Source organism: Burkholderia sp. 3C (genome assembly GCF_054589155.1).
The window spans coordinates 1-13,565 of the sequence record NZ_BAAILN010000138.1; the positions used below are offsets into that span (position 1 = coordinate 1).

Below are 13,565 nucleotides of genomic sequence, written 5' to 3' on the forward strand. Positions count from 1 at the left end.
CCCCCCCCCCCCCCCCCCCCCCCCCCCCCCGGCCGCGGCCGGGCGACCGTTAGCCGGCGATGCGAGCGACGCGCAGGATCGTGCCGATTTGCCGCGCGAGTGCGTCCGGCACCGGAGTCTCGCCGTTCAGCACGGCGCGCGTCCAGGCCGCGGTGGTCGCCGCGTCCTTCGATTCGGGCAGGTCGACGGCCGGGGCATCGAGCGACGAGCGTTCCGGTTCGATCAGCGTGTCGCATACCCCGTCGTGCAGCCAGTCGACCTGTACCTGGCGGCGCGTATCGGCCACCGCCTCGCCTTCGGTGCCGCGCGCCAGCAGCGCGCCGCCCGCGGCCGCGTCGAGGTGCTCGCGGAACAACTGCGCGAGGCTGTCGCGATACGGCGGGTGCGTGTAGTTGACGAGCCGCAGCCCGAGCGGCGCGAACGGCTGCAACAGCTTGACCAGCGTGTGCGTGGAATTGCGCACGCCGAGCACGCGGCGCAGATCGAGCAGGCGGGCGAGCTTCGGCGCGAGCGCCTCGAGCGGCATGAAGGCGGTGCGGCGTTCGGCCAGATCGCGCTCGGCCTCGGCCGGCGTGGCGGCGGCCGGCATCGCCAGTTCGGCAAAGATTTCGGCGCTCGTCACGCGGCCCGGATCGACGCTCACGCCGTGCACCAGCACCGGCACGCCTTCGCGCGCCAGCAGCAGCGCGAGCAGCGGTACCAGGTTCGGCTGCTTGCGCGCGCCGTTGTAGCTCGGAATCGACACCGGCCGGTAGGCGCCCGACTGCACGGCGAGCGGCGCGAACGACGCATGTGCGGCGGCCAGCATCGCGGCCAGTTCCTCGGCCGATTCGCCCTTGAGCCGGTACGCGATCAGCACCGCGCCGAGTTCGACGTCCGACACGCGGCCGTCGAGCATCGCCTGGTAGAGCGCGAACGTGTCGTCGGTCGACAGCGCGCGGGCGCCGTGCGGGCCGCGGCCGATCTCCTTGATGAAGCGGGCGCACGGAAACGGTTCGGTCGGAGCGGAATGGGGGCGGACGTCGGTCATCGAGGCTTGGCGGCTGGGGGCGGCGCGTCGCGGCATTGGCGCGCGCCGGCCCGGGTAGGCGGGAAGCCCACTGAATACCGCATTTGCGGCATTCTGGCAAACGCGCGGCGGCGGCTTGCACGGCGGCGGCGCCGCGCCGGCACAATGACGGATCGCATCCGGGAGGAGCAACCGATGAAGCTGTACAGCTATTTCCGCAGTTCCGCGTCGTATCGCGTGCGCATCGCGCTGCACCTGAAGGGGCTGCCGTTCGACTATCGCCCCGTGCACATGCTGCGCGGCGGTGGCGAGCAGTTGCAGGACGCCTACCGCGCGCTCAATCCCGATGCGCTGGTGCCCACGCTGGTCGACGGCGACACGACGCTGCAGCAGTCGCTCGCGATCATCGAATATCTCGACGAGACGGTGCCCGAGCCGCCGCTGCTGCCGCGCTCGCCGGCCGACCGCGCGCATGTGCGGGCGATCGCCTTGCAGATCGCCTGCGAGATCCATCCGCTCGACAACCTGCGCGTGCTGCGCTACCTGAAGCGCACGCTCGGGGTGCCCGACGACGCGAAGAACGCGTGGTATCGCCACTGGATCGAGCAGGGCTTCACGGCGCTGGAAGCGCGGCTGGCCGGCGATCCGCGCACCGGCAAGCTGTCGTATGGCGATACGCCGACGCTGGCCGATCTATGCCTGATCCCGCAGATCTACAACGCGCAGCGCTTCGAGGTCGATCTGGCGCCGTATCCGACGCTCGTGCGCATCCACGCGCACGCGATGACGCTCGACGCGTTCCGTGCGGCCGCGCCCGACGTGCAGCCGGACGCCGAGTAACGCGTAAACGGCCACGAGGACGCCGTGGCGTCCTCGTGGGGGCACAACCTGCCGGCGTGGAATCAGCCGAGCAGCGCGTCCGCGAATTCCTCGGCGCTGAACGGTTGCAGGTCCTCCACCTTCTCGCCGACGCCGATGAAGTACACCGGCACCGGCCGCTGGCGCGCGATCGCGGCCAGGATGCCGCCCTTCGCGGTGCCGTCGAGCTTGGTGACGATCAGGCCCGTCAGGCCGAGTGCGTCGTCGAAGGCCTTGACCTGTGCGAGCGCGTTCTGGCCCGTGTTCGCGTCGATCACGAGCAGCACCTCGTGCGGTGCGTCGGCCTGCGCCTTGCCGACCACGCGCTTGACCTTGCGCAGTTCTTCCATCAGATGCAACTGCGTCGGCAGGCGGCCGGCCGTATCGGCCATCACCACGTCGATCTTGCGCGCGCGGGCGGCGCCCACCGCATCGAAGATCACCGCGGCCGGATCGCCGCTTTCCTGCTGCACCACCGTGACGTTGTTGCGCTCGCCCCAGATCGCGAGCTGTTCGCGCGCGGCGGCGCGGAACGTGTCGCCGGCGGCCAGCAGCACCGATTGATCGAAGCTCTGCAGATGCTTGGCCAGCTTGCCGATGCTGGTGGTCTTGCCCGCGCCGTTGACGCCCGCGATCATCATCACGAGCGGTTGCGCGCGGCCGAGCATCAGCGATTTCTCGAGCGGCTGGAGCAATTCGACGAGCAGCGTGCGCAGCGCCGTCTTGACCTGCTGCGGATCGGTCAGGCGCTGCGCCTTGACGCGCTCGCGCAGCGCGCCGAGCAGGTATTCGGTGGCGTCCACGCCGGCGTCGGACATCAGCAGCGCGGTTTCGAGTTCTTCGTAGAGGTCTTCGTCGATCTTGGTGCTGACGAACACGTTCGTCAGGTTCGAGCTCGTCTTGGAAAGGCCCGAGCGCAACCGCGCGATCCACGATTTCTTGGCGGCCGGTTCGGGCGCGGGCGGCGGGACGATTTCGACGGCGGTGCTGTCTGCTCGCGGTGCGGGGGCCGTAGGCGTGCTCGCCACGGGCGGCGCGACTTGCGGCGCCGGGGCCACGGGGGCGGCCGGCTGGGCCGTGACAGGCGCCAGAGCGGCCGGCATGGCGGGCGTGGCCGGGGTCGCACCAGCACGGGGCTCGGCAGGCCGCGGCGCGTCCGGCGCGGCCTCGGCGGCCGGGGCGTGGGCGCCGGTCTGCTCGTCGGCCGGCGCGTCTTGCGACGCGTCGTCGGCCTTCGAGCCGATCAATCGTTTGAAGAAGCTGAACATGGTCTGCTGGCTTGGGGGGAAGGGGAGCGGGGAGGCCCGGCCTCGGCCGGTGGCTCGAAACGCGTGATTTTATCAGGCGCGCCGCGCGGGCAGCGGCGAGGCGCGCAGCCGGCTGTGGTAACGTGCGCCTGTTCCGGGCCAGCGGCCCGCCCCGATTACCCGTTTCAGCCGGTTTCGTATGCCCCGTCCGTCCTCCGCCCGCTCGTCCTCCAGCGCCAATCGCGGCAAGCCGCACGCGGTCCGCATCATTGGCGGAGAGTGGAAACGCACGCCGTTGCCGGTGCTCGATCTCGACGGCCTGCGCCCGACGCCCGACCGCGTGCGCGAAACGCTGTTCAACTGGCTTGGCCAGGACATGGACGGCCGCCGCTGCCTCGACCTGTTCGCCGGCACCGGCGCGCTCGGCTTCGAGGCCGCCTCGCGCGGCGCGGCCAGCGTGGTCATGGTCGAGCGCAATTCGCGCGCGGCCGAGCAACTGCGCGCGACCCGCGAGAAGCTGGCGGCGCGCGCGGTGGAAGTGGCCGAAGCCGACGCGCTGCGCCTCGCGGCCGGCCTCACGCCGGGCGCGTTCGACGTGGTGTTCCTCGATCCGCCGTTCGACGATGCCGCGCTGTTCGAACGCGCGCTCGCGCTCGCCGTCAAGCTCGTCGCTCCCGGTGGTCATCTCTACGTCGAAGCGGGCGAACCGCTCGATCCGGCCGGGCACGAAGCGCTGGCGGGCTGGCGGGTCGAGCGCGACGGCAAGGCCGGCGCCGTCCACTATCATTTGCTGCAACGCGAAAATGATGAATAATGCGCGTTCCAAACGAGGCGCCGCGCGGGTTCCGCGACGTGTGCCCAGGATGGCGGCGGCGCGAGATCGCTATTGCTGCGGCCCCTATTGAAAGTTCACAGGAGGAGCGACATGGTAGTCGCCGTGTACCCGGGTACGTTCGATCCGCTGACGCGCGGGCACGAGGATCTCGTGCGGCGCGCATCGAGCATTTTTGATACGCTGGTCGTCGGCGTGGCCGACAGCCGGGCGAAAAAGCCGTTTTTCTCGCTCGAAGAGCGCCTGAAGATCGCGAACGAAGTGCTCGGGCATTATCCGAACGTGAAGGTGATGGGCTTTACCGGGCTGCTCAAGGATTTCGTGCGTACCAACAATGCGCGCGTGATCGTCAGGGGCCTGCGCGCCGTGTCCGATTTCGAGTACGAGTTCCAGATGGCCGGCATGAACCGCTATCTGTTGCCCGATGTCGAAACCATGTTTATGACGCCGTCCGACCAATACCAGTTCATCTCGGGCACGATCGTGCGCGAGATCGCGCAACTGGGCGGCGACGTCAGCAAGTTCGTATTCCCGTCGGTCGAGAAATGGCTGACGGAAAAAGTGGCCGCAATGGGCCAGGGGCCGGCGGCCTGACGCGAGAGCGTCGTTGCCGGCCCAGCAGCATGTGCCGGCACGATGCCGGCGGAAGCGAGACCAGTATGGCTTTGATGATTACCGACGAGTGCATCAATTGCGACGTGTGCGAGCCCGAGTGCCCGAACGGCGCGATTTCGATGGGTCCGGACATCTACGTTATCGATCCGGGCAAGTGCACCGAATGTGTCGGCCACTTCGACGAACCGCAGTGCCAGCAGGTCTGCCCTGTCGAGTGCATTCCGCGCGATCCGCAGCATGCGGAAACGCAGGATCAGTTGATGGTGAAATACCATGCGCTGACCGCCGCCACGGGCGAGAACGGCGCATCCTGACGTGAAGCCGGCCGATGCCGGCTTCACGCTCTTCTCAGATACTTTCCAGACGATTCGAACGCAGCGAAACGGGCGCACAGGCGCCCGCCGTGCCTGTGCGTGGATAACCCGCGCTGTGCCCGCTTGAGCCTCGTATTCAGCCGATCAGTTCGCGCAACGCGGCGACCAGCGTCTCGCATTCCGCGTCGGTACCGACCGTGATGCGCAGATATTGATCGATGCGCGGCAGCCGGAAGTGGCGCACGAAGATCTCGCGCGTCTTCAGCGCGGCGGCGAGCTGGCCCGCGTCGTGGCCCGGGTGGCGCGCGAACACGAAGTTCGCCGCCGACGGCACGATCTCGAAGCCGAGGCTCGTCAGCGCGGCCGTCAGTCGCGTGCGGCTGTCGATCACGCGCGCGCAGGTCGCATCGAAGTACTCGCGATCCTCGTATGCCGCCTGCGCCGCCACCTGGGCGAGCCGGTCGAGCGGATAGGAGTTGAAGCTGTCCTTGACGCGATTGAGCGCCTCGATCAGCGCCGCATCGCCGAACGCGAAGCCCACGCGCATGCCGGCGAGCGAGCGCGCCTTCGATGCCGTATGCACCACGAGCAGGTTCGGATGGCGCGCGATCAGCGAGATCGCCGATTCGGCGCCGAAATCGACATAGGCTTCGTCCACCACCACCACGGCGTCGGGGTTGCCCGCGACGATCCGCTCGACGTCGGCCAGCGGCAACGCGCGGCCGGTCGGGGCGTTCGGGTTCGGGAACAGCACGCCGCCGTTGCCGCCGAGGTAATCCTCGACGCGGATCGAGAAATCGTCGGCCAGCGGCACGGCTTCATACTCGACGCCGTACAGGCGCGCGTAGGTCGGATAGAAGCTGTAGGTGATGTCCGGGAAACGGATCGGGCGGTCGTGCTGGAGCAGGGCCTGGAACGTATGCGCGAGCACCTCGTCGGAGCCGTTGCCGACGAACACCTGATCGGGCGTCAGCCCGTGATGCGCGGCGACCGCTTCGCGCAGATTGCGCGCGAGCGGATCGGGGTAGCGGCGCAGCGATTCGCCGTCGGCACCCAGTTCGCGCGCGATCGCGGCGACGGCGCGCGGCGACGGCGGATACGGGTTCTCGTTGGTGTTCAGCTTGACGGGGTTCGCCAGCGCCGGCTGTTCGCCCGGCACGTAGGGCACGAGCTGCTGAACGATATTGCTCCAATAACGGCTCACCACGGACTCCTCACTGAAAACGTGCAGCTTAACGCACGCCGCGCGCCTCGGGCGCACCGGCGTGACCGGACTTGCGAGTGGGTTCAGGCGCTGTTGCGATGCAGTTGCATCACGGCGCGCTCGGTTTCGCCCTTGGCGAAGATCGACATCACGGCGAGCGCGCGCTCCATCGATGCATCGATGACGTCCTGTTCCTCGCGGCGCGGCGGCTTCAGCACGAAGTTCGCCACGTCGGGCTTGGCGCCGGCACGGGCGCCCTCGGGAATCAGGTCGCGCGGATGGCCGATGCCGATCCGCAGCCGCCAGTATTGCTGCGAGGACAGATGCGCGGAAATATCCTTCAGGCCGTTGTGGCCGCCGCTGCCGCCGCCGAGCTTGAATTTCACCGAACCGGGCGGCAGATCGAGTTCGTCGTGCGCGACGAGGATCTCGTCGGGCAGGATCTTGAAGAATTGCGCGACCGCCACGACCGACTGGCCGGAGCGGTTCATGTAGGTCTGCGGCTCGAGCAGGTGGATTTCCTCGCCGTAGAGCCGCGCCTTGGCGTAGTGGCCGTGGAAGCGCCGTTCGTCGCGCAGCGTGGCGCCCGCTTCGCGCGCGAGTTGATCGACGAGCCAGAAGCCCGCGTTGTGGCGCGTCGCCGTGTATTCGGCGCCCGGATTGCCGAGGCCGACGATCAGTTTGATCATGATGTGTGAGCCGCAAAAATGAAAAAACCCGCCGGGCAGGCCGCGGCGGGTTGCTTCTACCGTTACGAAACGGTGCGAAAGCGGGCTTAGGCAGCCGGCGTTTCGCCTTCGCCAGCAGCGGCTTCGTCCGACACGACAGCAGCCGGGATCGTCGCGGTTGCGACCACCGGGTTTTCTGCGTCGAGGTGAGCGACCAGCGCCACGCCGTTCGGCAGGGCGATGTCCTTCGCGTGGATCGATTGGCCGGCTTCCAGCTTCGACAGATCGACTTCGACGAATTCCGGCAGGGCCGACGGCAGGCACTCGATGTCCAGTTCAGCGATGACGTGCGAGATGACCGCGCTCGACAGCTTCACTGCCGGGCTGGTTTCTGCGTTCAGGAAGTGGACCGGCACCTTCGTGTGCAGCTTCTTCTTCGCGTCGACGCGTTGGAAATCGACGTGCAGAACGAGCTGGCGGAACGGGTGGTATTGCACGTCGCGCAGCAGGACGCTTTCCGTCTTGCCTGCCACTTCGAGCTCGAGGATCGAAGCGTGGAACGTTTCCTTCTTCAGGGCGTGCCACAGGGCGTTGTGATCGAGTTCGATCATTTGGGGGGCTGCTTCACCGCCGTACACGATACCCGTGGTCTTGCCGGTGTTACGCAGGCGGCGGCTCGCACCCGTACCTTGCAGAGTACGCTCGAAAGCGACAACTTTCATGTGATTCTCCATTGCTGCCCGCGACCAGGCAGTTTGAACAGGCCTTGCGGCCCAAAGACGCGGCCCGGGTTTCGTCCTACCGGGCCGATTGTGCAAAAAGCGAAGCGCGGACGCTTCGCTTTTCGCGAACTACCGAATTCGCGCGGATCGCCGCCGGGGCAGGCCCGACGCGATCCGAGCCGGGATCAGGACTCGGCGAACAGCGACATCACCGAATCGCCGCGGCGGATGCGCGCGAAGGTTTCGGCGAGCAGATCGGCGCTCGACAGGGCGCGGATCTTCTTGCTGCCGAGCGATTCCGCGCTCAACGGGATGGTGTCGGTCACGACGAGTTCGTCGAGTTCCGACGCATCGATACGCGCTGCCGCGCCACCCGACAGCACCGGGTGCGTGGCGTAGGCGAACACGCGCTTCGCGCCGCGTTCCTTCAGCACTTGCGCTGCCTTGCAGAGCGTGCCGGCCGTATCGACCATGTCGTCCATGATCACGCAGGTGCGGCCGTCGACTTCACCGATGATGTTCATCACTTCGGCGATGTTCGCCTTCGGACGACGCTTGTCGATGATCGCGAGATCGCAGTTCAGTTGCTTGGCCAGTGCGCGGGCACGGACCACGCCGCCGACGTCCGGCGATACCACCAGCAGATCCGGGTGATTCTGCTTGTGCAGGTCGCCCAACAGGATCGGCGTGGCGTAAATATTGTCGACCGGAATGTCGAAGAAGCCCTGGATCTGGTCGGCGTGCAGATCCATCGTGATGATCCGCTCGACGCCGGCGATTTCCAGCATGTTCGCGACGATCTTCGCCGAGATCGCGACGCGCGCCGAACGCGGGCGGCGATCTTGACGCGCATAACCGAAGTAGGGGATGGCAGCGGTGATCCGGCCGGCGGATGCGCGCTTGAGCGCATCGACCATGATCATCAGTTCCATCAGGTTATCGTTCGTCGGCGCGCAGGTGGATTGCAGGACGAAGATGTCCTTGCCGCGCACGTTTTCCTGGATTTCGACCTGGATTTCACCGTCGGAAAAACGGCTGACCATGGCCTTGCCAAGAGGGATACCGAGTTTGTCGACGACTTTCTGCGCAAGCGCGGGGTTCGCGTTGCCAGTGAAAACCATCAGGCCGTCATGGCTGCTCATCATGAACCTGCTTCGGGCTGGGGGCGGGAATAACTGAGGAAAACTTGGCAGGGGAGGAAGGACTCGAACCCTCGCATGCCGGAATCAAAATCCGGTGCCTTGACCAACTTGGCGACTCCCCTACACTCAACTATGAGCTTCACCGGAAGTGTAGGACATCCGATGCAGCAAAACTTATGACGCGAAAGCAAAGAGTGGATGTTCACCCAAACTTCCGGTAACTGCGCTGTTCCAGTCAGCGGGTAGCGAGGCTTGTGCTGCTTTCGCCTGCTCCTTACTGTCGAACGCCGCGAAGACACTGGCTCCAGAGCCTGTCATCCGCGAAGGGGTCAAATCATACAACGCTTTGACCACCTTTGCAACTTCCGCGTACTTCTTTGTCACAACTGCCTGCATGTCGTTTTGGCCGAAGCTATCTGGCCAACCCTTGCTGGTTTGCTGTGCAAGAAAGTCCGTAATTGTGATGGGTTTCGAATCTCTTGTCAACGACTCATCTGAAAATATTTCAGCGGTCGGTACATGAGCGCGAGGCGTCACAACCAGAAACCAGCGAGGCGGCAATTCTACCTGCTCCAGCGCCTCGCCGATACCCTCCGCGAACGCATTTTTCCCAAATACGAAGAACGGCACGTCGGCACCGAGCTTGACCGCCAGCGCCTGCAGTTCGGCGCGCGGCAGATCGAGTTGCCAGAGGCGATTCAGCGCGAGCAGCGTGGTAGCCGCGTCCGAACTGCCGCCGCCGAGGCCGGCGCCCATCGGCAGCACCTTGTCGATTTCGATGTCGACGCCGAGCGACGTGCCCGCATGCGCTTGCAGCAGGCGCGCGGCGCGCACCACGAGGTCGTTCGCCTCGGGCACGCCATCGACCTCGGTGACGCGATGGACTACGCCATCCTCGCGCAGCGTGTAGTGCAGCGTGTCGCCCCAATCGAGCAACTGGAACACGGTTTGCAGCGCGTGATAGCCGTCCGGGCGGCGGCCGGTGATGTGCAGGAACAGGTTCAGCTTCGCCGGGGCGAGGCAGTCGCGCAGGGCGCGGGGAGTATCGGTCATGCTGGCGGGACTTCTTGGCAAAGGAACGGGAATCAGCGGTCGAGCACGAGCTTGATGTCGAGCGGCGGTTCCGCACGCGTCAGGTTCAGCCGCTTGACGCCGGTGGCCGGCGCATCGGCATAGGCCAGATAGTCGATGGTCCAGCCGTCCTGGCGGATCTGCTTCAGGCGGGTGGCATCCTCGCGCTGGACGTCGGCCGGCGAACCGGGCGCCGGCTGCGGCAACATCCAGTAGCGCAGGCCGTCGAGCGGCAGCGCGAAGCCGAGCGTGTCCTGCATCAACTGGCCGACATCGCCCGCGAAGCGCGGCGCGCGGCCCGGCATTTCGAGCGAGGCGCGCTGCGGCGACGAGCGCACCACGGCGAGCGTCTGGCCCAGCGGGCTGCGCAACTCGAGCGTGATGACGTTGCCGGTTTCCTGCCAGTTGAAATTGCCGTAGGCGTTCTGTTCCTTGCCGAGTCGGTCGTCGTAGCGAACCGCGAATCGGCCTGTGTACGCGTGCGCGGCCTGCGTCGTGATCGCGTCGGCGGTGGGGGGCGTGGTCGAGCCGGTGGCCGCGGGGCCGGCCGTTTGCGTCGCGCAGCCGGCGAGCAGGGCGCCCGTGGCGAGCGCGGCAGCGGCATGGCGGAAAGCCGGCGCGAACGGCGCCTTCATGCGAATCGATACGCTCACAGCCCGTTCACCTCGAAACGCTTGAGCGTGTTGAGCAGCGTCTCGTTGTCCGGTTCGAGCTTTTGCGCGGCGCGCCAGGCGTCGCGGGCCTTGTCCTGCTGGCCGCTCTTCCAGAGCACCTCACCGAGGTGGGCACCGATTTCGGCATTCGGCTGCAGCGTGTAAGCCTGCGTGAGGATTTTCTCGGCAGCGGCGTTATCGCCCATCCGGTACTTGACCCAGCCGAGGCTGTCCATGATGAACGCATCCTTCGGCGCCAGCGCGACGGCCTTTTCGACCAGTTGGTTCGCTTCCGGCAGGCGCTGGTTGCGGTCGGCCAGCGAATAGCCGAGCGCGTTGTAGGCCTGCGGGTTGTCCGGCTGCATGCGCATCAGCAGGCGCAACTGCTGTTCCATCGTGGTGTACTGGCCGATTTTTTCATTGGCCATGGCGTAGTCGTAGCGCAGGTCGGGATCGTCCGGGAACGCATCGACGGCTTGCGCGAGGCGGTCGGCAGCTTCGCGGTAACGCTTGGCCGTAAACAGCAGCGAGGCGTCGGTGCGCGCGATCACGGCCGCATCGCGCGGATCGCTGATCTGCAGGCTCGCCAGCACCTTGCGCGCGTCGTCGACCTTGCCCTGCTTGGCGAGGATCTGCGCGCGCGTGACTTGCGCCGGGATGTAGTGCGGGCTGGCCGGATCGATCTTGTCGAGCCACTGCGAGGCCTGCGCGTTGTCGTTCTGCTCGACCGACAACTGCGCCAGATAAACATAGGCCTGGCCGACATCGGCGTCGGGCCGCTTCTGCGCGACGTCGATGTATTGCTTCAGGTATTTCTGCGCATCGCCGTACTGCTTTTCCTGGATCTTGATCAGCGAGAGCGCCATCAGCGGCGCCGGCTCCTTCGGATCGTTGCGGTGCATCGTCTCGAACTGCTTTTGTGCATCGTCGAGGCGGTTGTCGGCGAGATAGAGCTGCGCCAGCGCAAGGCGGCCCTCGCGCGACTTCGGGTTCTGCTGGACGAATTTCTCGAACGAGGCCACACCGATCGCGCGCTCCTGCGGGCCCATTTGCGCGAGCATCAGCGCGGCCGGCAGGTAGTCGGCCTTCAGTTCGAGCGCCTGCTTCAGCGAGGTGACGGCGCCGGCCTTGTCGTCGGTCGCCAGTTGCTGGCGCGCGATCGCGAGGCGGGCCTCGGGGCGGATCAGGTCGTTCTTGAGCAGATCCTGCAGGACCGTCAGGCCATCGGTGCGGTTCGGGCCGCGCGAGATCAGCGCTTGCAGCGCGAGGATCGCATCGCCGCGGTTGTCGCCGTTGGTGCGGGCCAGCTCGCGCGCGAGCAGCGGCTCGGCGTCGGTCGGCTTGCCGGACAGCACGAGCAGCGCGGCATCGACCTGCGCCGCGCGGTTCGAATCGGGTGCATACTCGCGCCACAGATTGGCCGCGGCCAGCGCGTCGGACGGGCTTTGCGCGGCCAGCGCGATTTCCGTCGCACGCTGCGCCATGCGCGGGTCCTTCGTGTCGCGCGAGAGCGCGAGGTAGGTCTGGTACGCGGGAGCGGGCTGGGAGCGTTGCAGTGCGACCTCGGCGGCCAGCACCTGATAGACGATTTGCGCCGTCAGCTGGAGGCCGGGCAGATCCTTCTTTTCGTCCGGGAAGCCCGGCGAGAACGCACTTTGCGATGCGGAATCGTCATCGGTTGCTGCGGCTGGCGATGCGGCGGTAGCGCCCGATGCCGGCGTCTGTGCGTGGGCCGGCAGCGCGCCGAACGCCCATGCGGCGAGCAGCGCGGCGCCGAGTGCGCGGCGGACCGGGAAGGCGAACGCGCGGCGCGCACGGGCGGCGGAGCGCTTCGAAGACAGCGTCGAGGACAAGGTCATGGAAATCCGTTCGAGGTTTCGACGATTGTAACGCGCTCGCTACAATACGCGCACGATCGCCATTAGCCACACACAGACCACAAAACCATGCCAGAGTTGCCGGAAGTCGAGGTTACACGTCGCGGAATCGAACCTTTCGTTGCCGGTCGACGCGTCAAGCGCGTCGACGTGCGCACCGCGATGCTGCGCTGGCCCGTCCCCGAAAATCTTGCCGCCGCGCTCGAATCGCGCGAAGTGCTGCGCGTCGAGCGGCGCGGCAAGTACCTGCTGTTCGAGGTGGATGCCGGCTGGTTCATCGTCCATCTCGGGATGACGGGCACGCTGCGCGTGCTGCCGGGCGGGGAGCCGCCCGCCGCCGCCAAGCACGATCACATCGACTGGATCTTCGACGAATGCGTGCTGCGCTTTCGCGATCCGCGCCGCTTCGGTGCCGTACTCTGGCACCCGCGCGAGCAGGGCGACATCCACGAGCATCACCTGCTGACGACGCTCGGCGTCGAGCCGTTCTCGCCGATTTTCACGCCGGCGTTGCTGTACCGGCGCACGCGCGGGCGTACCGTTTCGGTGAAGCAGGCGCTGCTGGCCGGCGACATCGTGGTCGGGGTCGGCAACATCTATGCGTCGGAGAGCCTGTTTCGTGCCGGCATCCGTCCGACCACGGCCGCCGGTAAAGTGTCGTTGCCGCGCTACGAGCGGCTGGCCGAGGCGGTGCGCACCACGCTCGCCGATGCGATCGAGCGCGGCGGCAGCACCTTGCGCGATTTCGTCGGCAGCAACGGCGAAAGCGGCTACTTCCAGCTCGACTGCTTTGTCTATGATCGTGCGGGCGAACCGTGCCGCGTGTGCGGCACGCCGATCCGCCAGATCGTGCAGGGCCAGCGGTCGACCTACTTCTGTCCGAATTGTCAGCGTTGAAACGAATTTGAAACCCCCACGCACCCGTCCGGCGCCGATTGCGCCGGCCACCCCGCTCGAAGCCGGCTTCGCGGGCCGCCTCATCGCCTGGCAGCGCGACCATGGCCGCCACGACCTGCCCTGGCAGAACACGCGCGATCCGTACCGGATCTGGCTGTCGGAAATCATGCTGCAGCAGACCCAGGTGTCGACCGTCATCCCGTACTACCTGCGCTTTCTCGACCGCTTTCCGGACGTCGCCGCGCTTGCGGCAGCACCGTCGGACGACGTGATGGCGCTATGGGCCGGCCTTGGCTACTACACGCGCGCACGCAATCTGCATCGCTGCGCGCAGGTGGTGGTCGAGCAGCATGGCGGCCAGTTTCCGTCGTCGCCGGATGCGCTGGCCGAGTTGCCCGGCATCGGCCGTTCGACGGCCGCCGCGATCGCGTCGTTTGCGTTCGGCGCGCGCGCGCC

At 66.9% G+C, this 13,565-nt stretch carries 14 protein-coding genes, 1 tRNA gene and 1 pseudogene; 6 read left to right on the plus strand and 10 right to left on the minus strand.

From position 1 onward, the window contains the following. Nucleotides 1–49: 49 nt before the first annotated feature. A complete protein-coding gene (gene ybiB / locus ACYP33_RS29030; protein WP_459624824.1) occupies nt 50–1,030 on the minus strand; it encodes a DNA-binding protein YbiB in 981 nt (326 codons plus the stop codon). A gap of 174 nt (nt 1,031–1,204) precedes the next feature. Here ybiB and maiA point away from each other — a divergent pair, with 174 nt between their 5' ends. Then, nucleotides 1,205–1,849 carry a maleylacetoacetate isomerase gene (gene maiA / locus ACYP33_RS29035; RefSeq protein WP_459624825.1) on the plus strand — a complete coding sequence of 215 codons (645 nt, stop codon included), beginning with the start codon at nt 1,205–1,207 and terminating at the stop codon, nt 1,847–1,849. A 62-nt stretch (nt 1,850–1,911) separates the two neighbouring features. On the opposite strand, the gene ftsY is transcribed toward maiA, so the two are convergent. After that, nucleotides 1,912–3,135: a signal recognition particle-docking protein FtsY gene (gene ftsY, locus ACYP33_RS29040; RefSeq protein WP_459624826.1), complete on the minus strand. Its 1,224-nt coding sequence runs from the start codon at nt 3,133–3,135 to the stop codon at nt 1,912–1,914. 178 nt (nt 3,136–3,313) lie between these two features. Between ftsY and rsmD the strand changes: the two genes are divergently transcribed. The 3 genes from rsmD (at nt 3,314) to ACYP33_RS29055 (ending at nt 4,875) form a co-directional block, all read left to right on the plus strand. Continuing rightward, nucleotides 3,314–3,928 (plus strand): 16S rRNA (guanine(966)-N(2))-methyltransferase RsmD, encoded by a 615-nt coding sequence (rsmD, locus tag ACYP33_RS29045; RefSeq protein ID WP_459624827.1) that lies wholly within the window; start codon nt 3,314–3,316, stop codon nt 3,926–3,928. A gap of 111 nt (nt 3,929–4,039) precedes the next feature. Further along, the gene (gene coaD, locus ACYP33_RS29050) at nt 4,040–4,540 is read left to right on the plus strand and encodes a pantetheine-phosphate adenylyltransferase (protein WP_414443124.1); all 501 of its coding nucleotides are present in this window, start codon (nt 4,040–4,042) and stop codon (nt 4,538–4,540) included. Nucleotides 4,541–4,605: 65 nt separating this feature from the next. Continuing rightward, entirely contained in the window at nt 4,606–4,875 is a 270-nt protein-coding gene (locus ACYP33_RS29055) for a YfhL family 4Fe-4S dicluster ferredoxin (RefSeq protein WP_414443123.1), read from the plus strand. A 136-nt stretch (nt 4,876–5,011) separates the two neighbouring features. Here ACYP33_RS29055 and hisC read toward each other — a convergent pair whose 3' ends face one another. From hisC to ACYP33_RS29095, 8 genes are all read right to left on the minus strand, one after another. Beyond that, a complete protein-coding gene (gene hisC / locus ACYP33_RS29060; RefSeq protein WP_459624828.1) occupies nt 5,012–6,079 on the minus strand; it encodes a histidinol-phosphate transaminase in 1,068 nt (355 codons plus the stop codon). An 83-nt stretch (nt 6,080–6,162) separates the two neighbouring features. Beyond that, nucleotides 6,163–6,768, minus strand: coding sequence for an aminoacyl-tRNA hydrolase (gene pth, locus ACYP33_RS29065; RefSeq protein ID WP_414443121.1), 606 nt, complete (start codon nt 6,766–6,768; stop codon nt 6,163–6,165). An 86-nt stretch (nt 6,769–6,854) separates the two neighbouring features. Continuing rightward, a complete protein-coding gene (locus ACYP33_RS29070) occupies nt 6,855–7,469 on the minus strand; it encodes a 50S ribosomal protein L25/general stress protein Ctc (protein ID WP_414443120.1) in 615 nt (204 codons plus the stop codon). A gap of 185 nt (nt 7,470–7,654) precedes the next feature. After that, complete coding sequence (locus ACYP33_RS29075; protein WP_414451885.1) at nt 7,655–8,611, minus strand: ribose-phosphate pyrophosphokinase; 957 nt, start codon at nt 8,609–8,611, stop codon at nt 7,655–7,657. A 45-nt stretch (nt 8,612–8,656) separates the two neighbouring features. After that, a tRNA-Gln gene (locus tag ACYP33_RS29080) sits at nt 8,657–8,733 on the minus strand. Between the two features lie 52 nt (nt 8,734–8,785). Continuing rightward, nucleotides 8,786–9,664, minus strand: coding sequence for a 4-(cytidine 5'-diphospho)-2-C-methyl-D-erythritol kinase (gene ispE, locus ACYP33_RS29085; RefSeq protein ID WP_459624829.1), 879 nt, complete (start codon nt 9,662–9,664; stop codon nt 8,786–8,788). A 32-nt stretch (nt 9,665–9,696) separates the two neighbouring features. Further along, nucleotides 9,697–10,323 carry a lipoprotein insertase outer membrane protein LolB gene (lolB, locus tag ACYP33_RS29090; protein ID WP_459624951.1) on the minus strand — a complete coding sequence of 209 codons (627 nt, stop codon included), beginning with the start codon at nt 10,321–10,323 and terminating at the stop codon, nt 9,697–9,699. Between the two features lie 8 nt (nt 10,324–10,331). Continuing rightward, nucleotides 10,332–12,194, minus strand: coding sequence for a tetratricopeptide repeat protein (locus ACYP33_RS29095; protein ID WP_414443118.1), 1,863 nt, complete (start codon nt 12,192–12,194; stop codon nt 10,332–10,334). Between the two features lie 87 nt (nt 12,195–12,281). Here ACYP33_RS29095 and mutM point away from each other — a divergent pair, with 87 nt between their 5' ends. Continuing rightward, nucleotides 12,282–13,109 (plus strand): bifunctional DNA-formamidopyrimidine glycosylase/DNA-(apurinic or apyrimidinic site) lyase, encoded by an 828-nt coding sequence (gene mutM, locus ACYP33_RS29100; protein ID WP_414450966.1) that lies wholly within the window; start codon nt 12,282–12,284, stop codon nt 13,107–13,109. A gap of 7 nt (nt 13,110–13,116) precedes the next feature. Beyond that, nucleotides 13,117–13,565: pseudogene (locus tag ACYP33_RS29105) on the plus strand (HhH-GPD family protein); the annotation flags it as partial.